Raw genomic sequence first — 14,935 nt, 5'->3', positions numbered from 1 at the left:
GCCCTCCCCGGTGAGCCCGGCCCGGTGCCGGTACTCCGCAACGTACGCCAGAAGTGACCTGCCCGTCGGCCGGCGACCGGGCTGGATGTCGCAGGTGCCGACCTTGCTCTCCTGGATCAGCACGTTCGGATCCAGGACGATGCCGATCAGGTCGTTCGCCGCGTCGCCGGTCACCAGGCCCGCACTGCCGAAGTGGTACGGGAGCCAGAGCTGGTGCACGATGCGCCCCTCGATCCGCAGCGGGGTGAGCCGCTCGGTGACCAGCACCCGGGCCTCGATCGCGGCGCGCGCGGTGATCACGTGCGCCCAGCCCAGGTGTTCCAGCCCGCGCTCGGCCGCCAGCTGCGGCGACACCTCGACGAACATCTCCGGCTGAAGTTCGGAGAGGTACGCGAGCTGCCGGCTCATCCCGCCGGCGGTGTGGTGCTCGGTGAGCCGGCTGGTGCTGAAGACGTACGGGAAAACCTCGGCGTGCAGCTCCGGCGGGCTCGGGTTGATCGGGTTGTCCGGCCGGTCGTACACCTTGCGGGTGGGGTTGGCCTGCTGGCCGTAGAGCGGGTTGCGCACCGCCGACTCGGCCGGCTCGTAGTGCGTCGGCAGCGGTCCGTCGATCAGGCCGCTCGGCACGTACAGCCAGCCCTTACCGTCGCCCTGCATGATGAACGGGTCGTCGCCGGAGATGGCCGCCACCCCGGACGCGCCCGGCGGCGGCCGGTACGACGGCGGCTTCGTCTTCTCGAAGTCGGGCACGTCCGGCCCGGTCCACTCGCCCGCCTCGGGATCCCAGTAGACGTACTTCTTGCGCTCCGACCACGGCACACCGTCCGGGTCGGCGGACGCCCGGTTGTAGAGCGTGCGCCGGTTCGCCGGCCAGGCCCAGCCCCACTCGGGCGCCACCCAGTTCTGCTCACTGCCCGGCTTGCGGCGCGCCGCCTGGTTGACGCCGTCCTTGAAAACGCCGCAGTAGATCCAGCAGCCGCCCGATGTGGAGCCGTCCGCCTTCATCTCCGCGAACGTCGACAACAGGCGCCCGCTCGCCAGGTCGTACCCGTTGATCTCCTTGAGCACGTCCTCGCCGCTCGGTTCGTCGCCGCGCCCACCACCCAGCTCATAGTCCCAGGTCAGGTTGAGCAGAGCCTGGTCGCGCCCGCGGTCGGAGCCGGCCAGCTTCTCCCGCAGGCGCCGCCCCAGGTGGTAGAAGAACCACAGCTCGCTGCGGCAGTCGCCGGGCGGCTCGACCGCCTTCTCGCGCCACTGCAGCAGGCGCTGGGTCTGGGTGAACGTGCCCTCCTTCTCCACGTGCGAGGCGGCCGGCAGGAAGAACACCTCGGTCTTGCACCGCTGCGGGACGATCTCGCCGGTCTCCACCTCGGGCCCGTTCTGCCAGAACGTGGCGCTCTCGATCAGGTAGAGGTCGCGCACCACGAGCCAGTCCAGGTTGGCCATGCCGAGCCGCTGCGCGCGCCCGTGCGCCGAGCCGACCGCCGGGTTCTGGCCAAGCAGGAAGTAGCCCTTGATCTTCCCGTCGATCATGTCGAAGACCTGCCGGTAGGTGCCGTGGTCGCCGGTCAGCCGGGGCAGCCAGCCGAATCCCCAGTCGTTCTCCGGCGTCGCGTTCGCCCCGAAATACGACTTCAAAAGGCTGACCGCGTACGCCTCGGCGTTCGCCCAGAAGCCCTTCTGACCCGGGTGCCGGATGTCCTCCACCCAGTCGGAGAACGTCGAGTGCCGCTCGTGGTGCGGCATCGGCAGATAGCCCGGCAGCAGGTTGAAAAGGGTCGGGATGTCGGTCGAGCCCTGGATGCTGGCGTGCCCGCGCAGCGCCAGCACACCACCGCCGGGCCGGCCCATGTTGCCCAGCAGCAGTTGGATGATCGCGCCGGTGCGGATGTACTGCACGCCGACGCTGTGCTGCGTCCACCCGACCGAATAGACCAGCGCGGTCGTCCGCTCCCGGCCCGAGTTGGCGGTCCAGGCTTCACAGACTTCCAAAAACTTGTGACGCGGTACGCCGCACAGCCGCTCGACGACCTCGGGCGTGTACCGGGCGTAGTGGCGCTTGAGGATCTGGTAGACGCAGCGCGGGTCCTGCAGGGTCAGGTCGCGGGGCACGTCGGCGGGCACCGGCGGGCCGTGCGACTCGTGCTGAAGTCCACCGGCGGTCTCCCGGCCGACCTGCGACTCCTCCTCCTCGGCGCCCTCGTGCTCCTGACCCGCGTACATCCAACTGCTCTGGTCGTAGGTCTGCGTCTCCGGGTCGTAGCCGGAGAACAGCCCGTCCAGGTCCTCGGTGTCCCGGAAGTCCTCGCTGACCAGCATGGACGCGTTGGTGTACGCGAGCACGTACTCCCGGAAGTCCAGCTCGTTGGAGAGGATGTAGTTGACCACCCCGCCGAGGAACGCGATGTCGGCACCGGCGCGCACCGGCAGGTAGGTGTGCGCGAGCGCGCTGGTCCGGGTGAACCGCGGGTCGACGTGGATGACCTTCGCGCCCCGGTTCTTGGCCTCGACCACCCACTGGAACCCGACCGGGTGCGCCTCGGCCATGTTGGAACCCTGGATGACGATGCAGTCCGCGTTAGCCAGATCCTGGAGGAAACTGGTGGCCCCGCCACGGCCGAAGCTGGTCCCCAGACCGGGAACGGTGGCGGAGTGTCAAATACGCGCCTGGTTCTCGATCTGGATCGCCCCGAGCGCCGTGAACAACTTTTTGATCAGGTAGTTCTCTTCGTTGTCCAGCGTCGCCCCGCCGAGGCTCGAGATGCCCAGCGTCCGGTTGAGCGGCCGGCCGTCGGCGTCGTCGTCCTCCCAGGAGGCGTCCCGGGCGGCGAGCACCCGGTCGGAGATCATGTCGAGCGCGGTGTCGAGATCGAGGCGTTCCCATTCGGTCCCGTACGCGGGCCGGTAGAGCACCTCACGCTGCCGCCGGTCACTGGTCACCAGGCTCTTGCTCGCCGAACCCTTGGGGCAGAGCCGCCCGCGCGAGATCGGACTGTCCGGGTCACCCTCGATCTGGACGACCCGGCCGTCCTTGGCGTAGACCCGCTGCCCGCAGCCGACCGCGCAGTACGGGCAGACCGAGCGGGCCACCACGTCGGCGTCCTCGGTGCGGGCCGACAGCTCGCGGGAGCGGGTGGACTGGGCGGCCGCGCCGCGACCCAGCGGGTCGGTCCCGGTCAGCTGCCGGTATACCGGCCAGCCCTCGATCCAGGTCCGGACGCCCACGAATCCGACCCTAGCCCACGGTCCGCACGGCCGCACCGCGGGCGGCTACCGGTTCGCCGGCCGCTCCCGCTCCCGCTCCCGCTCCGCCGGCCGCTACCGCTCCGCCGGCCGCTACCGGTTCGCCGGCCGCGACGGGAGCCGGTCCCGCCAGCCTCGCCAGCGCCTTCCGCAGCTCCGCCGGGTCGTCGCCGGCCCAGCCCACGTACCCGTCCGGGCGAACCAGGACCAGCGACGGCCCGGCGGCATCCCGCCCGGCGTGCGCCACCACCCGGTCCTGGAAGCCGGTCAGATCGGCCGCACCCAGCAGGACAAAACGCCCGTCCCGGACCGGAACGTCGATCCGGCGCCCGACCAGCGGGTGCTCACCCCGGGCGGCCGGGTATTCGAACCCGGTCCCGGTGAGCCGTCCGAGGAACCGCCGCCGGACGGCCGGCACCGAGAGCGCCGTGCGGGCCACCAGCCCGCGGAGCAACCGTCCCACGGCCGGCTTGATCATCGCGAGCCGGATCAGGGCGCCGCTGGTGCGCAGGACCGTGCGGCCGACCGGGTGGCGCTCGGCCTGGTAGGTGTCGAGCAGGTCCACCGGGGCCCCGCGCAGCACCGCGGCCAGCTTCCAGCTGAGGTTCGCGGCGTCCTGGAGCCCGGTGTTCATGCCCTGCCCGCCGGCCGGCGAGTGCACGTGCGCGGCGTCGCCGGCCAGGAACACCCGGCCCACCCGGTACGACGGCACCTGCCGCTCGTCGCTGTGGAACCGGGACAGCCAGCGCGCCTCGTACATCCCAAAATCCGTGCCCAGCGCGCGGCGGGTGACCGCACGCACCTCGTCGAGGCCGAGCGGTTCGTCGTCGGCCACGATGTTCCGCCGGTCCCACACGAAGACCCGGTAGTACCCGTCGCCGAACGGCGCCACGAACGCGAACGCGTCACCCACCCCGTTGACCGCCAGGGTCTCGGCCGGCGGCTCGGTGACCCGCACGTCGGCCAACATGATCGACTTCAGCACCGACTTGCCCGGGAACGGCTGGCCGACGGCCTGCCGCACGGCGCTGCGATAGCCGTCGGCGCCGACCAGGTACGCGGCCCGGTAGCGGCCCGCCGAGGTCACCACCGTCACTCCGTCGCCGTCCTGCTCCAGGCCGGTCACCTCGGCGCCGTGCACGAACGTGACGCCCGCCGCCCGCGCCCGCTCCAGCAGCAGGTTCTCCACGTGGTACTGCGGCGTGACCAGCAGATACGGGAAACGGCTCGGCAGCCCGTCGAGCCGGACCTCGACTTTCCCGAACAGCCGCAGCCGCTGCACCTGAGCCCCGGTCCCGACGAGCCGCCCGGCCAGCCCGCGCGCCTCGAGTTGCTCAAGCGTGCGCGCATGCACCCCGAACGCCCGCGACAGGTTCGAGACACTCCCGTCCCGCCGCTCCAGCACGGTCACGGCCACCCCGGCCTCCGCCAGGTCGCCCGCAAGCAGCAGACCCGTAGGTCCGGCCCCGACCACGATCACCTCAGACATGACGCCCTCCGTCTTTTGCCAACACTTGTTGACTTCCACGAAACCACCCGGCGCGGTCGATGTCAACAGCTGTTGGCCAACACATGTTGGCAGACGGTTGTCACGGCGGCTTCACCAGTCTTGACGGTTCGGCCACGATCCAGTCGAATCGACGTGTGGACGTGCCCGGGTCTCAGCCGCACAGCGACGAGGCGGCGGCCCGGAGCGCGCGCGAGGGCAATCTGCCGGTGCCGGCGGAGCCGGACCGCGTGGTTCTGACGCCGCCCGCGCCCGATCAGGGCTTCTCCTCGTGGCACACCGAGCACGACTGGCGCACCGCACCCCCGGTGATCAGGCTGCTCGACGCCGCCGTGAAATCCGGCATCGACCCCACCAAGCTGTTGTTCGACATCGCGCCGGACGACCCGGACGGCACCGCGCCGGCCGTCGCGATGGTGGCCGACAACGACCGGCACCGCGCCGCCGAGGTGATCGCCTACGTCGCCGGGAAGGGCCGGCACAAGGGCCACGAGCTGCTCCTCAGCACCGCCCGGTTGCGCCCGTTCGCCGTGCTCGAGCTGGCCCGCATCCTGCACGACGAGCACGGATTCCGGGGTCAGGACCTGGTAATTCCGGCGCTGTACGGGTGTCACGCCGCGCGCGACGCGGTGCACCGGCGACGGAACGACCCGGACGCCCGCCGCGACGCCGAGATGCGCCGCCGCAACGCCGTGGCCGACACCGCGTACTTCGTCGTCGAGATCTATCGCGACCGCCGCCAGGAGGAGCTCGCCGACGTCCTGGTGCAGGCGTTCACCGGCTCGGAACGCGGCCCGGACTGGTTGACGAAAGTGGACAGCGCCACGGCCTTCCACGCCACCTGCGACGTGCTTGAGGAGCTGCTCGGCAACCCGCGCCACCGCCGGGTCGGCGCCGACCTGCTCCAGCTGATCGGCAAGGCGGCCGGCCAGATCGCCACCGCGATGCTCACCGACGTGATCGCGTACGACGGCGGCCGGCTGCGCCACGGCCGCACCGGCGAGCCCAACCTGGCCCTGCTCACCGCGGCCGCGCCGGCCCTGACCGCCCGGTTGTTCCAGCGCTGCATGTGGGACGCCACGATGGACCGCCGGCAGCTGAACGCGCTGCTCTGCCAGCTGTACCGGGAGCGCCCCGCCGAGGCCGTCGCACTGGCCGCGGCCATGCTGGAGCGCAGCATCCCCGACCTCACCGTGATCGTCGGTGAGACCGACGAGGCGCTGGACATCGCCGGACTGCTGCTCGAACTGTTCCTCCAGCGCCCCCGCGCCACCGTCGAGCTGCTGCGCAACTGGCTGGCCCGGGCCGGCTACATCCGGCTGGCCTGGGAGGACCGCGTCATCGACGCCGAACTGGCCCCGGTCGGCGGCATCACCCAGGCGATGCTGCACACCGACCCCGACCGCACCGTCGCGCTGCTCCGCGACCTGGCCACCCGGCTACCGCCCCGCCGCCCGATCAGCCTCCTGACCGGTCTCGACGAGCCGCTGCTCTCCCGCACCCGCGACCTGCTGCGCCGCCACGCCGGCGACCACTGGAACGACCTGCGCGCGTTCACCTGACCTGTACGAACCCGGTATCCCTCGACAACGGCGTACGGAGTTGACGATGGCGGTCGAGACGCTCCTGCTGCGGGTGGCCAGCACGATCGCCACCGTCGGCGGCAAGGCCCTGGTCGCCGGCCGCCGCTCCCGGGCCGAGCGCCGGATGACCCTGGTCGAGCTGGCCGGCGCCCGCGGGCTCGGCCTGCTCCCGCAGCGGCGTCTGCACCGGCAGCTGGAGCAGCTCGCCGAGACCATCGCGGACCGGCTGGCCCCGATCGCCGAGGCTGAACTGGCCGCGATGCCGACGGCCGAACGCAACCTGGTCCTCGAGGGCGTCGCCGACGCGCTGGAGGCCACCGAGTTCACCGACGAGGTGCTCTTCGAGACCAACCTGGACGAGGCCGCGCTCGTCCGGCTCACCGCGCCCGCGGCCGGTGAGGTGCTGGCCAGGCTGGCGCTGAGCGAGGCCGGCACCGCCTTCTTCCACCGACTGATCCGCGAGGCCGTCGCGCACCTCACCGAGGTCGTGGTCACCCTGCCCAGCTTCCACCAGCGCAGCCTGCGTGAGCTGCTGGCCCGCGACAACGACATCATCGGGCTGCTGCGCCAGGTGCTGGAGCAGATGCCCCGGCACGCGGCGCTGGCCGGCGGCGACACCCCGGCCGAGCTCGAGATCGACTACCGGCGCGAGATCATCCGCAAGTTCGACCGGGTGGAACTGTTCGGCGTCACCGTGGCCGGCCCGACCCGCCGCTACCCGCTCGACGTCGCGTACCTCGGCCTGCCTTTGTCGGGGAAATCCGTGGCGGAGCAGCGACACGTCTACATCCGTGGCGACGCCGGCTCCGGCAAGACGACCCTGCTGCGCTGGCTGGCCCTCAAATGCGCGCGCGGCGAGCACGATGGCGCGCTCGCCGCCTGGAACCGCACCCTGCCGATCATGGTGGAACTGCGACGATTCGCCGAACGGGACCTGCCCGGCCCCAGCGAGTATCTGTCCGGCCTGTCCCGCTCGCTGATCGAGCGCCTGTCCGGCCCCTGGGTGCACGAGCTGCTGCGCACCGGCCGTGCCGTGCTGCTGATCGACGGCGTCGACGAGTTCCCGGCCGACCGCCGCCCGGAGCTGCACGCCTGGATCGCCGACCTGGCGCACGACTATCCGCAGGCGCGTATGGTCGTCACCTCCCGGCCGGCCGCCACCCCCGCGGACTGGCTCGCCGGCCTGGACTTCGCCCCGTCCGACCTGCAGCCGATGTCCCGCCCGCACATCATCGCCTTCGTGCGGCATTGGCATGCCGCGATCGCGCTCGAGCTGAGCGGGCAGAAGACCGCCGAGGAGATCACCGCATTCCGGTACGCGATGATCGCGGCGATCGATCGGAGCCGGCCGCTGCGGATGATGGCCACCAACCCGCTGCTCTGTGCCTTGCTCTGCGCGCTCAACTGGGACCGCCGCACCCAGTTGCCGCAGCGGCGGATCGAGATCTACCGGGCTGCCCTGGAGATGCTGCTGCGCCGCCGCGACCACGAACGGCAACTGTCGCCGCGAGTCGACATCGCTCTCGAGTACGACCACCGCCTGGCCATCCTCCAGGACCTCGCGTACTGGTTCACGCTGAACGGCTGGACCGACGTCGGGTCGGGCCGCCTGCGGTCCAAGCTCACCGCGATCCTCGACAGCATGCCGCAACTCAAGGTCAACACCGATGAGGTGTACGCCTACCTGATGACCCGGTCCGGCGTGCTGCGCGAACCGGTGCCCGGCCGGATCGACTTCATCCACAAGACGTTCCAGGAATATCTGGCCGCGGTCCGGCTCGTCGAGCAGGACGCCATCGACAGCCTGTTCCGCTACGCCGAGCGCGACGACTACCACGAGGTCATCGTGATGGCCGCCGGCTGCGCCCGGCAGCACGAGGCGGAACGCCTGATCACCAGGCTGCTCGACCTGGCCGGGCGCCCCCGCCTGACCCGGGCGCGGCGGGCCCGGCTGCGCCTGCTCGCGGTCAGCTGCTCCGAGGTCACCTCGCGCATCTCCCGCGAGGTGGCCGGCCGGATCCTGCACAACCTGGGTGAGCTCGTGCCACCCACGACTCCCGGCGCGGCTCGTGTCCTGGCCGGCCTGGGCGAGGAGATCCTGCCAATTCTCCCGGACGGCTCCCGGGACCTCCCGCCCGCCGCGGCGGCGGCGACCCTGAACACGGCCGCGCTGGTCGGCGGTCCGGCGGCGCTGCGCCTGATCGCCACCTTCCGCGCCGACCGGCGCGCGGCGGTGCACCGGGAACGCCTGGCCGCCTGGTCCTACTTCGACCCGTCGGAGTTCGCCCGCGAGGCGTTCGGGCCCAACCCGGACGGCTGGCGGATCACGATCCAAGACCCCCTGCTGCTGCCCGGCGTGCGGCACATCGGCGACCTCGGCGCGGTGCGGTGCGAGTTCACCGGTGCGGTCCCCGCCGAAGGGCTGGCCGAACTGCCCCGGCTGGAGTCACTCACCCTGCGAGCGAACCGGGACGGGCTCCCGCTCGGTTTCCTGGCCCGGGCGGCCGGCCTGACCGGGCTCGTCCTCGAGCAGTGCACCAGCCTGCGCGACTTCGAGACGATCTCCGTCTGCCGCAAGCTGCGTCACCTGGCCCTGCGGGAGTGCGGCCTGGTGATCCCCCGGACGTTCTTCCGGCGCCTGACCGAGCTGCGCGCGCTGGCCGTCGAGGGCGAGATCGTCGACCCCGGCAACCTTCTGCAGGGCCTGGCTCACCTGCAGCGCCTCGAACTGTCCGCGGTCAGCTCGCATTTCCACTCGTTCGGCCAGCTCGGCGTCCAGTCCCCGCTGGCCGCCCTGAAGCTGGCCCGCTGCCCCGGCCTGCGGCGGTTGGAAGGACTCGCCGGCCTGCCGCTGCGCGCTGTGTCGATCGTCGGCTGCCCCAACCTGGAGAGCCTGGAGTGGGTCGGCACGCTCCGCGGCCTGCGCACCCTGCAGGTGCGCAACCTGGACCATCTCGACGACTTCAGGTTTCTCGGAGAGCTGTCCGCCCTCGAGACGCTGACGTTGGAGAGTTGCGGCGCCGGCCGGCTGGCGTTCCTGCGCGGCGCTCCCCGGCTGCGCGAGCTCACGATCGTGAACACGAGCGACATCCCCGACCTGGCCACCCTGGAAAGCCTGCCGGAGCTCCGCCGGGTCCGCGTGGATCTCCGGAAGCATCTGGGCCCCGACGCCGACAGTTACATCGCGGCACTGCACCGCCGCGGCGTCGAGGTGACCACCGACGAGGACGCCGAGTCCGCGGTCGATCCCGGCGACTACGACCAGTGGTACCAGCTGGACTACTGACCGCTCGGCAGGGTGGGCAGGATCGTGCGGCTGCGGCCGTGCCGTGGATACGCCTCGGCCGCGGCGGCCAGCCGGACCGCGTGGTCGCGCTGCTTCTGCCAGTGCCCGTACAGCGCTCCCCGCAGCGACAGCCGGTCCACCTCGCGGATCGTCTCCGGGTCGACGTCGCCCGGCGGCGCGTCGCGCCACGGCGTGCCCGGTAGCGGCATGAAGGTGTGCGCGTGGATGCGGGCACCCAGGTCGGCCAGCTCGCGTGCCAGCCCCAGCGACGCGTCCACGTCACCTCGGTCCTCACCGGGCATGCCGAAGATCATGTCGACGTTGATCCGGAACCCCTGCTCGATACCGAGCCGGGCCGCGCGCTTGACCTCCTCGGCGCCGTGGCCCCGCTTGGCGGCATCGAGGACGCGATCGGACCCGGACTGGGCGCCCACGATGATGTTGTTGTTGTCGCAGTACTTCCTGACCAGGCGAAGAGCCTCCCGGGAGACGTGCTCGGGGCGGATCTCGCTGGGGAAGCTGCCGAAGAAGACGCGGCCGTTCGGGCCGATGCCCTCGCGGCAGGTGGCGAGCAGTTCTTCGACGGCGTCGAGGTTGGGCTACTCCGTCTGGCTCCCGTAGCTCAGCGCGGTCGGGGTGATGAAGCGGACGTCACGCAGCCCGCGGGCACGCCTACGCTTCCGCAGGCACGGGCCACTTTTGTCGGGCTCAGGATTTGAACCTGCGACCCCTTGTACTGGCTACAAGGGTTTTCGCGGTGTGGTCGATGAAGTCGGTCAGTCCAGGGATCTCGATGTCGCTGATCACGAACGTGGTGGGAGGTCGCGCCTCGTTGTCATCGATCTCTCACGTCGTTGTCAGCGGGTGATCTCGCAGGACTGTCAGCGAGGATGACCGCCCAGTAAGTTGATCGCGCGTACGGGCGCGTTCAGGCGACGTCAGGCGCTTGGTCGCATGCCCCCTCGGCGAATGTGCGCGATGCCTGCGCCTGGGTTTGACCTTGACCCTGGGTCAGGGTGCACGCTGAACGGGTGAGCAACTTCAACTCCGCCTGGACCGGCATGGTGCCGGTCGACGACACTGCGCTGGCCGTGACCGACACCGGTGGGCCCGGTCCTTGCGTGATCTACCTCAATGGCCAGTTCGCCAGTCAGGCGTACTGGCGGCGGGTCATCGCTGAGCTCGGTGGCGAGTACCGGCACATCACCTATGACATGCGGGCCCGCGGCCGATCGAGGCGTTCGGCCGCGGCCGCTTCATTCGAGACGCATGTCCGTGACGTCGGCAGCATCCTTGCGGCCAGGGGTGTGGACCGGGCGATTGCGGTCGGCTGGTCCTACGGCGCGGCGGTCGCGGTGCACTGGGCCGGCCGGAATCCGGACCGCGCCCTGGGGGTGGTGCCCGTGGACGGCGCTTACCCGCACGACTACCCCGACGCTCCTCCGGAACGGGTCCGGCAGTTCTGGCGCCGGATGCGCTGGCTGCTGCCATTGCTCTCCAGGCTGGGCATGGCCGCGAAGATGTCCGCCGAGCAGCATGCCCAGAGCAACATCGAGCTCATCGAGATCAGCGCCGCTCTCGGCCCGATCCTGGACGGTGTGACCGTCCCGGTCCGGTACGTCGTCGCCACGGGCGCCAACCTCGGGGGCGGCCATGATGAAATGGAAAGCGCGCGCGCCACCCTCGACCCGGTGCTCGTCCGCAACCCGAACATCACGGTGAGTGCGAAGGTTGCCAGTAACCACAGCAAGATCGTGCGCAAGGACTTCCGCGCGGTCGCGGACGCGGTTCGCGAGCTCGCCGGCACGCCACGAGCACGGGGCCGGCAGAGCGGATGACGGACGGCGTCACGATCGGCCAGGCGGCGGCATTCGCCGGTGTCACGGTGAAAGCCATCCGGCACTACCACCAGCACACGCTGATCGACGAACCCCGCCGCGACAGCTCCGGCTACCGGCGCTACGGATCGGCCGACCTGCTGCGGCTGGTCCAGATCCGGACGCTGGCCGCCGCCGGCGTACCGCTGGCCGAGATCGGGGCGATGCTCGACGCCGATCCTGGCCGGTTCGCCGACGCACTCGTTGACGTTGAACGGCGCCTCACCGACCGGATCGACGATCTGCTTGCGCGGCGTGGGACGCTGCGTCGGCTCGCCACCGGCGACCGGGCCCTGCTGCCCGATCGCGCTCTCGCCCTCCTGGACAGGGCCGCCGATCTCGGCTTGACCCCGGACGACGTGGCGACGGCCCGGGAGGGCCTGGTGCTGATCAAAGCCCTGGTGCCGGAGGGCTTCGACGACTACCTCTCCCGGATCGAGCGCGCCCTCGACGACCCTCGGTACGGGTCCTTGATCAAGCGCATGTGGCGGGCAGCCGAGTGGGAGCCGGACGACCCCCGCATCGACGAACTCGCCACGGCCATCGCCGACCACTTCCTCGCCCATCCGGCACTGCTGCCCGTCCCGGCCGGACTCCGGGCCCGCACCGACAGTGCGAGCCGGTACAGCCTGCTCACTCACCACGGACACGAGCAGAAGCCGGCCTGGACCCGGCTGACCGCGTTGATCGAGACGCGTCTGCGCTCGGCCGGCATCGACATCGCGGACCAGACTCCCTTGACTGAACTCTGAAATCGCATCCTTGGCTTCCACCGCGTAGCGCGAACGACGCCTGGCTTACCTGCGCCGCGATCGCTCACAACCTCACCGCGCCGCCGGTCATCCCGCCGCAGGCGCCGGGTCGGTCGCCCGCCAAGCGACCATCCGGACCCGGATCATCAACGTCGCCGCCCGGACCGCGCGCCGGGCCCGCATCATCCACCTGCGGGCCGAGGCTGCGACCGACAACCTGATGTGTGCACCCGGACCAGCACGTGCGATGCCGTGGGCGTCCGGCGGAGGAGTTCTGGCTTTACCGCGCCGTGCGCAGCGTTCGTACCGCGGCTAAAGAGACGTCGCGCAAGGTGCCCGCATTCGGGGCGTCGTTCCAGTGGTCGGTGGCAGCTTCGAGTGCGGCCAGGGTCGCGAGGGCTTGTACCCGTGCGTCCAGTCTGTCCGCTCGCCCGGCGGGGAGCGCCTCGACGAGTTGCTTTGCGCGGGCGCGGGCGCGGATATGTGCTGCGCCTGCGATCGCCGGGATCTCGTTGGCGAGGCGGATGCGAACCCGGACGTCCCGCTCGGTGTCTTCCGCGCGCTCTGCGGGCAGCAGCTCGAGGACGTGTTCGACCGCCGCGGGGATGTCGTAGCCGGTGCGGATCGCCGCGATGATGGCGTCGGTCAGCTCGCCCTCCGAGGGGTCCTGCAGGACCAGGTTCTCCTTCGTGGCGAAGTACCGATAGACCGTTATGACTGAGACGTCGGCCTCGGCCGCGACCTGCTCGACGGTGACGGCGTCGAATCCATACCGCTCGAACAGGTCGAGTGCGGCGGTCTGGATGCGGCGCTCGGCCTCTCGTCGTTTGCGGGCCCGCAGTCCATCTTTCTGCACCGTCGGGTCGCGGTGGTCTCTTGTTTCCATACGTCTATGCTACCTGCTATCTTTTGATAGTGACTATCAATAGTTTGGTGCGTGGACATTGTGAGGATGGCTTCGGGCCGGTGGGGGATCTCTTCGCCGACTTCCTGCGGTCGGGGCGGGATATCGGTGCGTCGCTGGGCGTCTATCGGGGTGGCCGGCCGGTGGTGGAGATCTGGGGCGGTCACGTCGACCGCGAACGGACCCGGCTCTGGGAGCGGGACACGGTGACGCCGATCGCCTCGATCAGCAAGTCGCTGGTGACCGCGGCTGTGTTGCTGCTGATCGAGCGTGGCGTCATCGACCTGGAACGGCCCATCGCTGAGTACTGGCCTGACTTCGGGCAGGCGGACAAGGCCGAGATCCCGGTGCACCTGGTGCTCGCGCATCGTTCCGGCCTCGCCGCCCTGGACCGGTCGGTGAGCAATGACGATGCGGTCGCGCTGGACACGGTGCTGCGCCGGATCGAGCGGCAACGGCTGTGGTGGAACCCCGGCAACCGGCACGGATACCACGCAGTCACCTATGGCTACATCCTCAGCGGGCTCGTGAAAGCCGTTACCGGACGTACCGTCGGACGATTCTTCGCCGAGGAGATCGCCGCCCCTTACCAACTCGATCTCCACCTCGGCCTGCCCGTCGACCAGCACGACCGGGTCGCACCCATGCTCGGGCCCTCCCAGAGCCAGGCGTTCCGATCACTGCTCAACCCGATGTGGCTGTCCTACGCGCTCGGTGTGCTCGACCGCCGATCGGTCTCCTACCACGCGACCTTCGGCGGCAGCGACGCCGGCTTCAACGACCACGCCGAACTCACCCGCTACGAGGTGGAGGACGGCTCCGCCGGCGGCGTCGGCAGGGGCATCGCCCTCGCCCGCCTCTACGCGGCGCTGATCGGACCGGTCGACGGGCACCAGCTCATCTCCGCCGATCTCATGAACACCGCCCGCCAACCGCAAGCCAGCGGACGCGACGAGGTGCTCCGGATGCGCACCGACTGGGGCCTCGGATTTCAGCTCCCCGGCGGACCCATGTGGCCCAGCGTCGGCGTCGCCGGCCTGTTCGGCCACACCGGAGCCAGCGGCTCCCTCGCCTTCGCCGACACCGAACACGAACTCGCCTTCGGCTACACACCGAACTACTGGAGCGAACTCAGCCACACCGGCCGGCAGCCGCAATTCCGATTCACGGCGCTCACCGAAGCCGTCTACGCAGCCGCTGGCATCCGGCGATGGCCAGCACGCTGATGGTCCCCGATCTTCTCCGAACCGGCGCGATGGTGCGGACGGCAACGCACCTCACCACTCTCCGGACGGCAGCAGGGCGCTTCACTACTGGACTCCCCTGGCTCGTGGGGCCGCCGCCGATTCCCAGTTGACCGTCGCCGCCTTGGCCCCAGCAATAGCCTTTGCTGTCGCTGCCCAGCCCACACGAGTGGTTGGTACCGGCGGTGAGCTGGGTGAAGGTCACCCCAGGTGGGGCGTCCACCGCCACCGGTGTCAGCTGGTCCGCGGTGTTGCCGTTACCCAACTGTCCGTAGGATCCCTGCCCCCAGCAGTAGGCCGTGCCGTCGCTGCCCAGCCCACACGTGTGGTACCCGCCGACGGTGACCTGCACGATCTGGGCGTCCGGCGGTTCAGCCACGACCGGCTCAGCAACCACCACTACGGTCAGCATCACCGCCGCGGCCACCACCGACATGCCTGACATCACAACCGCCGACCCGGTCGCGAGTAGCGGCTTCTACCAGATCTTGGGCTTCCGCGAGGAGATGAACCTGGGCTGGGTGGTCAACTTGGTCTCG

8 protein-coding genes and 2 pseudogenes are annotated in these 14,935 nt (G+C 70.5%); 5 read left to right on the top strand and 5 right to left on the bottom strand.

All coding sequences use genetic code 11. The features are described 5' to 3' along the window. Positions 1-9: 9 nt before the first annotated feature. Together fdh and Ari01nite_RS40480 are read right to left on the bottom strand one after the other, a co-directional pair. Positions 10-3,225 (bottom strand): annotated as a pseudogene (gene fdh, locus Ari01nite_RS40490) (formate dehydrogenase); the annotation flags it as partial. A 10-nt stretch (positions 3,226-3,235) separates the two neighbouring features. Continuing rightward, positions 3,236-4,732, bottom strand: coding sequence for an FAD-dependent monooxygenase (locus Ari01nite_RS40480; protein WP_203788699.1), 1,497 nt, complete (start codon positions 4,730-4,732; stop codon positions 3,236-3,238). Positions 4,733-4,893: 161 nt separating this feature from the next. Between Ari01nite_RS40480 and Ari01nite_RS40475 the strand changes: the two genes are divergently transcribed. Continuing rightward, positions 4,894-6,312: a hypothetical protein gene (locus Ari01nite_RS40475; protein WP_203788697.1), complete on the top strand. Its 1,419-nt coding sequence runs from the start codon at positions 4,894-4,896 to the stop codon at positions 6,310-6,312. A gap of 46 nt (positions 6,313-6,358) precedes the next feature. Further along, the gene (locus Ari01nite_RS40470; RefSeq protein ID WP_203788695.1) at positions 6,359-9,619 is read left to right on the top strand and encodes an NACHT domain-containing protein; all 3,261 of its coding nucleotides are present in this window, start codon (positions 6,359-6,361) and stop codon (positions 9,617-9,619) included. Here the strand turns inward: Ari01nite_RS40470 and Ari01nite_RS40465 are convergent. Then, a pseudogene (locus Ari01nite_RS40465) lies at positions 9,613-10,197 on the bottom strand (radical SAM protein); the annotation flags it as partial. The gene Ari01nite_RS40470 and the pseudogene Ari01nite_RS40465 overlap by 7 nt on opposite strands. Positions 10,198-10,680: 483 nt before the next feature. On the opposite strand from Ari01nite_RS40465, the gene Ari01nite_RS40460 reads away from it, so the two are divergent. Continuing rightward, positions 10,681-11,457: an alpha/beta fold hydrolase gene (locus Ari01nite_RS40460; protein WP_203788867.1), complete on the top strand. Its 777-nt coding sequence runs from the start codon at positions 10,681-10,683 to the stop codon at positions 11,455-11,457. Next, on the top strand, positions 11,454-12,248 hold the full coding sequence (locus Ari01nite_RS40455; protein ID WP_203788693.1) for a MerR family transcriptional regulator: 795 nt from the start codon (positions 11,454-11,456) through the stop codon (positions 12,246-12,248). The genes Ari01nite_RS40460 and Ari01nite_RS40455 overlap by 4 nt, the downstream gene beginning before the upstream one ends. Before the next feature lie 280 nt (positions 12,249-12,528). Here Ari01nite_RS40455 and Ari01nite_RS40450 read toward each other — a convergent pair whose 3' ends face one another. Next, on the bottom strand, positions 12,529-13,134 hold the full coding sequence (locus Ari01nite_RS40450) for a TetR/AcrR family transcriptional regulator (RefSeq protein ID WP_203788691.1): 606 nt from the start codon (positions 13,132-13,134) through the stop codon (positions 12,529-12,531). A gap of 80 nt (positions 13,135-13,214) precedes the next feature. Between Ari01nite_RS40450 and Ari01nite_RS40445 the strand changes: the two genes are divergently transcribed. Continuing rightward, complete coding sequence (locus tag Ari01nite_RS40445) at positions 13,215-14,378, top strand: serine hydrolase domain-containing protein (protein WP_203788689.1); 1,164 nt, start codon at positions 13,215-13,217, stop codon at positions 14,376-14,378. Here the strand turns inward: Ari01nite_RS40445 and Ari01nite_RS40440 are convergent. Then, complete coding sequence (locus Ari01nite_RS40440) at positions 14,326-14,832, bottom strand: RCC1 domain-containing protein (protein ID WP_203788687.1); 507 nt, start codon at positions 14,830-14,832, stop codon at positions 14,326-14,328. The two genes, Ari01nite_RS40445 and Ari01nite_RS40440, sit on opposite strands and share 53 nt — an antisense overlap. Positions 14,833-14,935 lie beyond the last annotated feature (103 nt).

The sequence above is a fragment of the Paractinoplanes rishiriensis genome (assembly GCF_016862375.1).
GTDB classification, from domain to species: Bacteria; Actinomycetota; Actinomycetes; order Mycobacteriales; family Micromonosporaceae; genus Actinoplanes; species Actinoplanes rishiriensis.
This window is presented reverse-complemented; position numbering and strand designations above follow the sequence as displayed.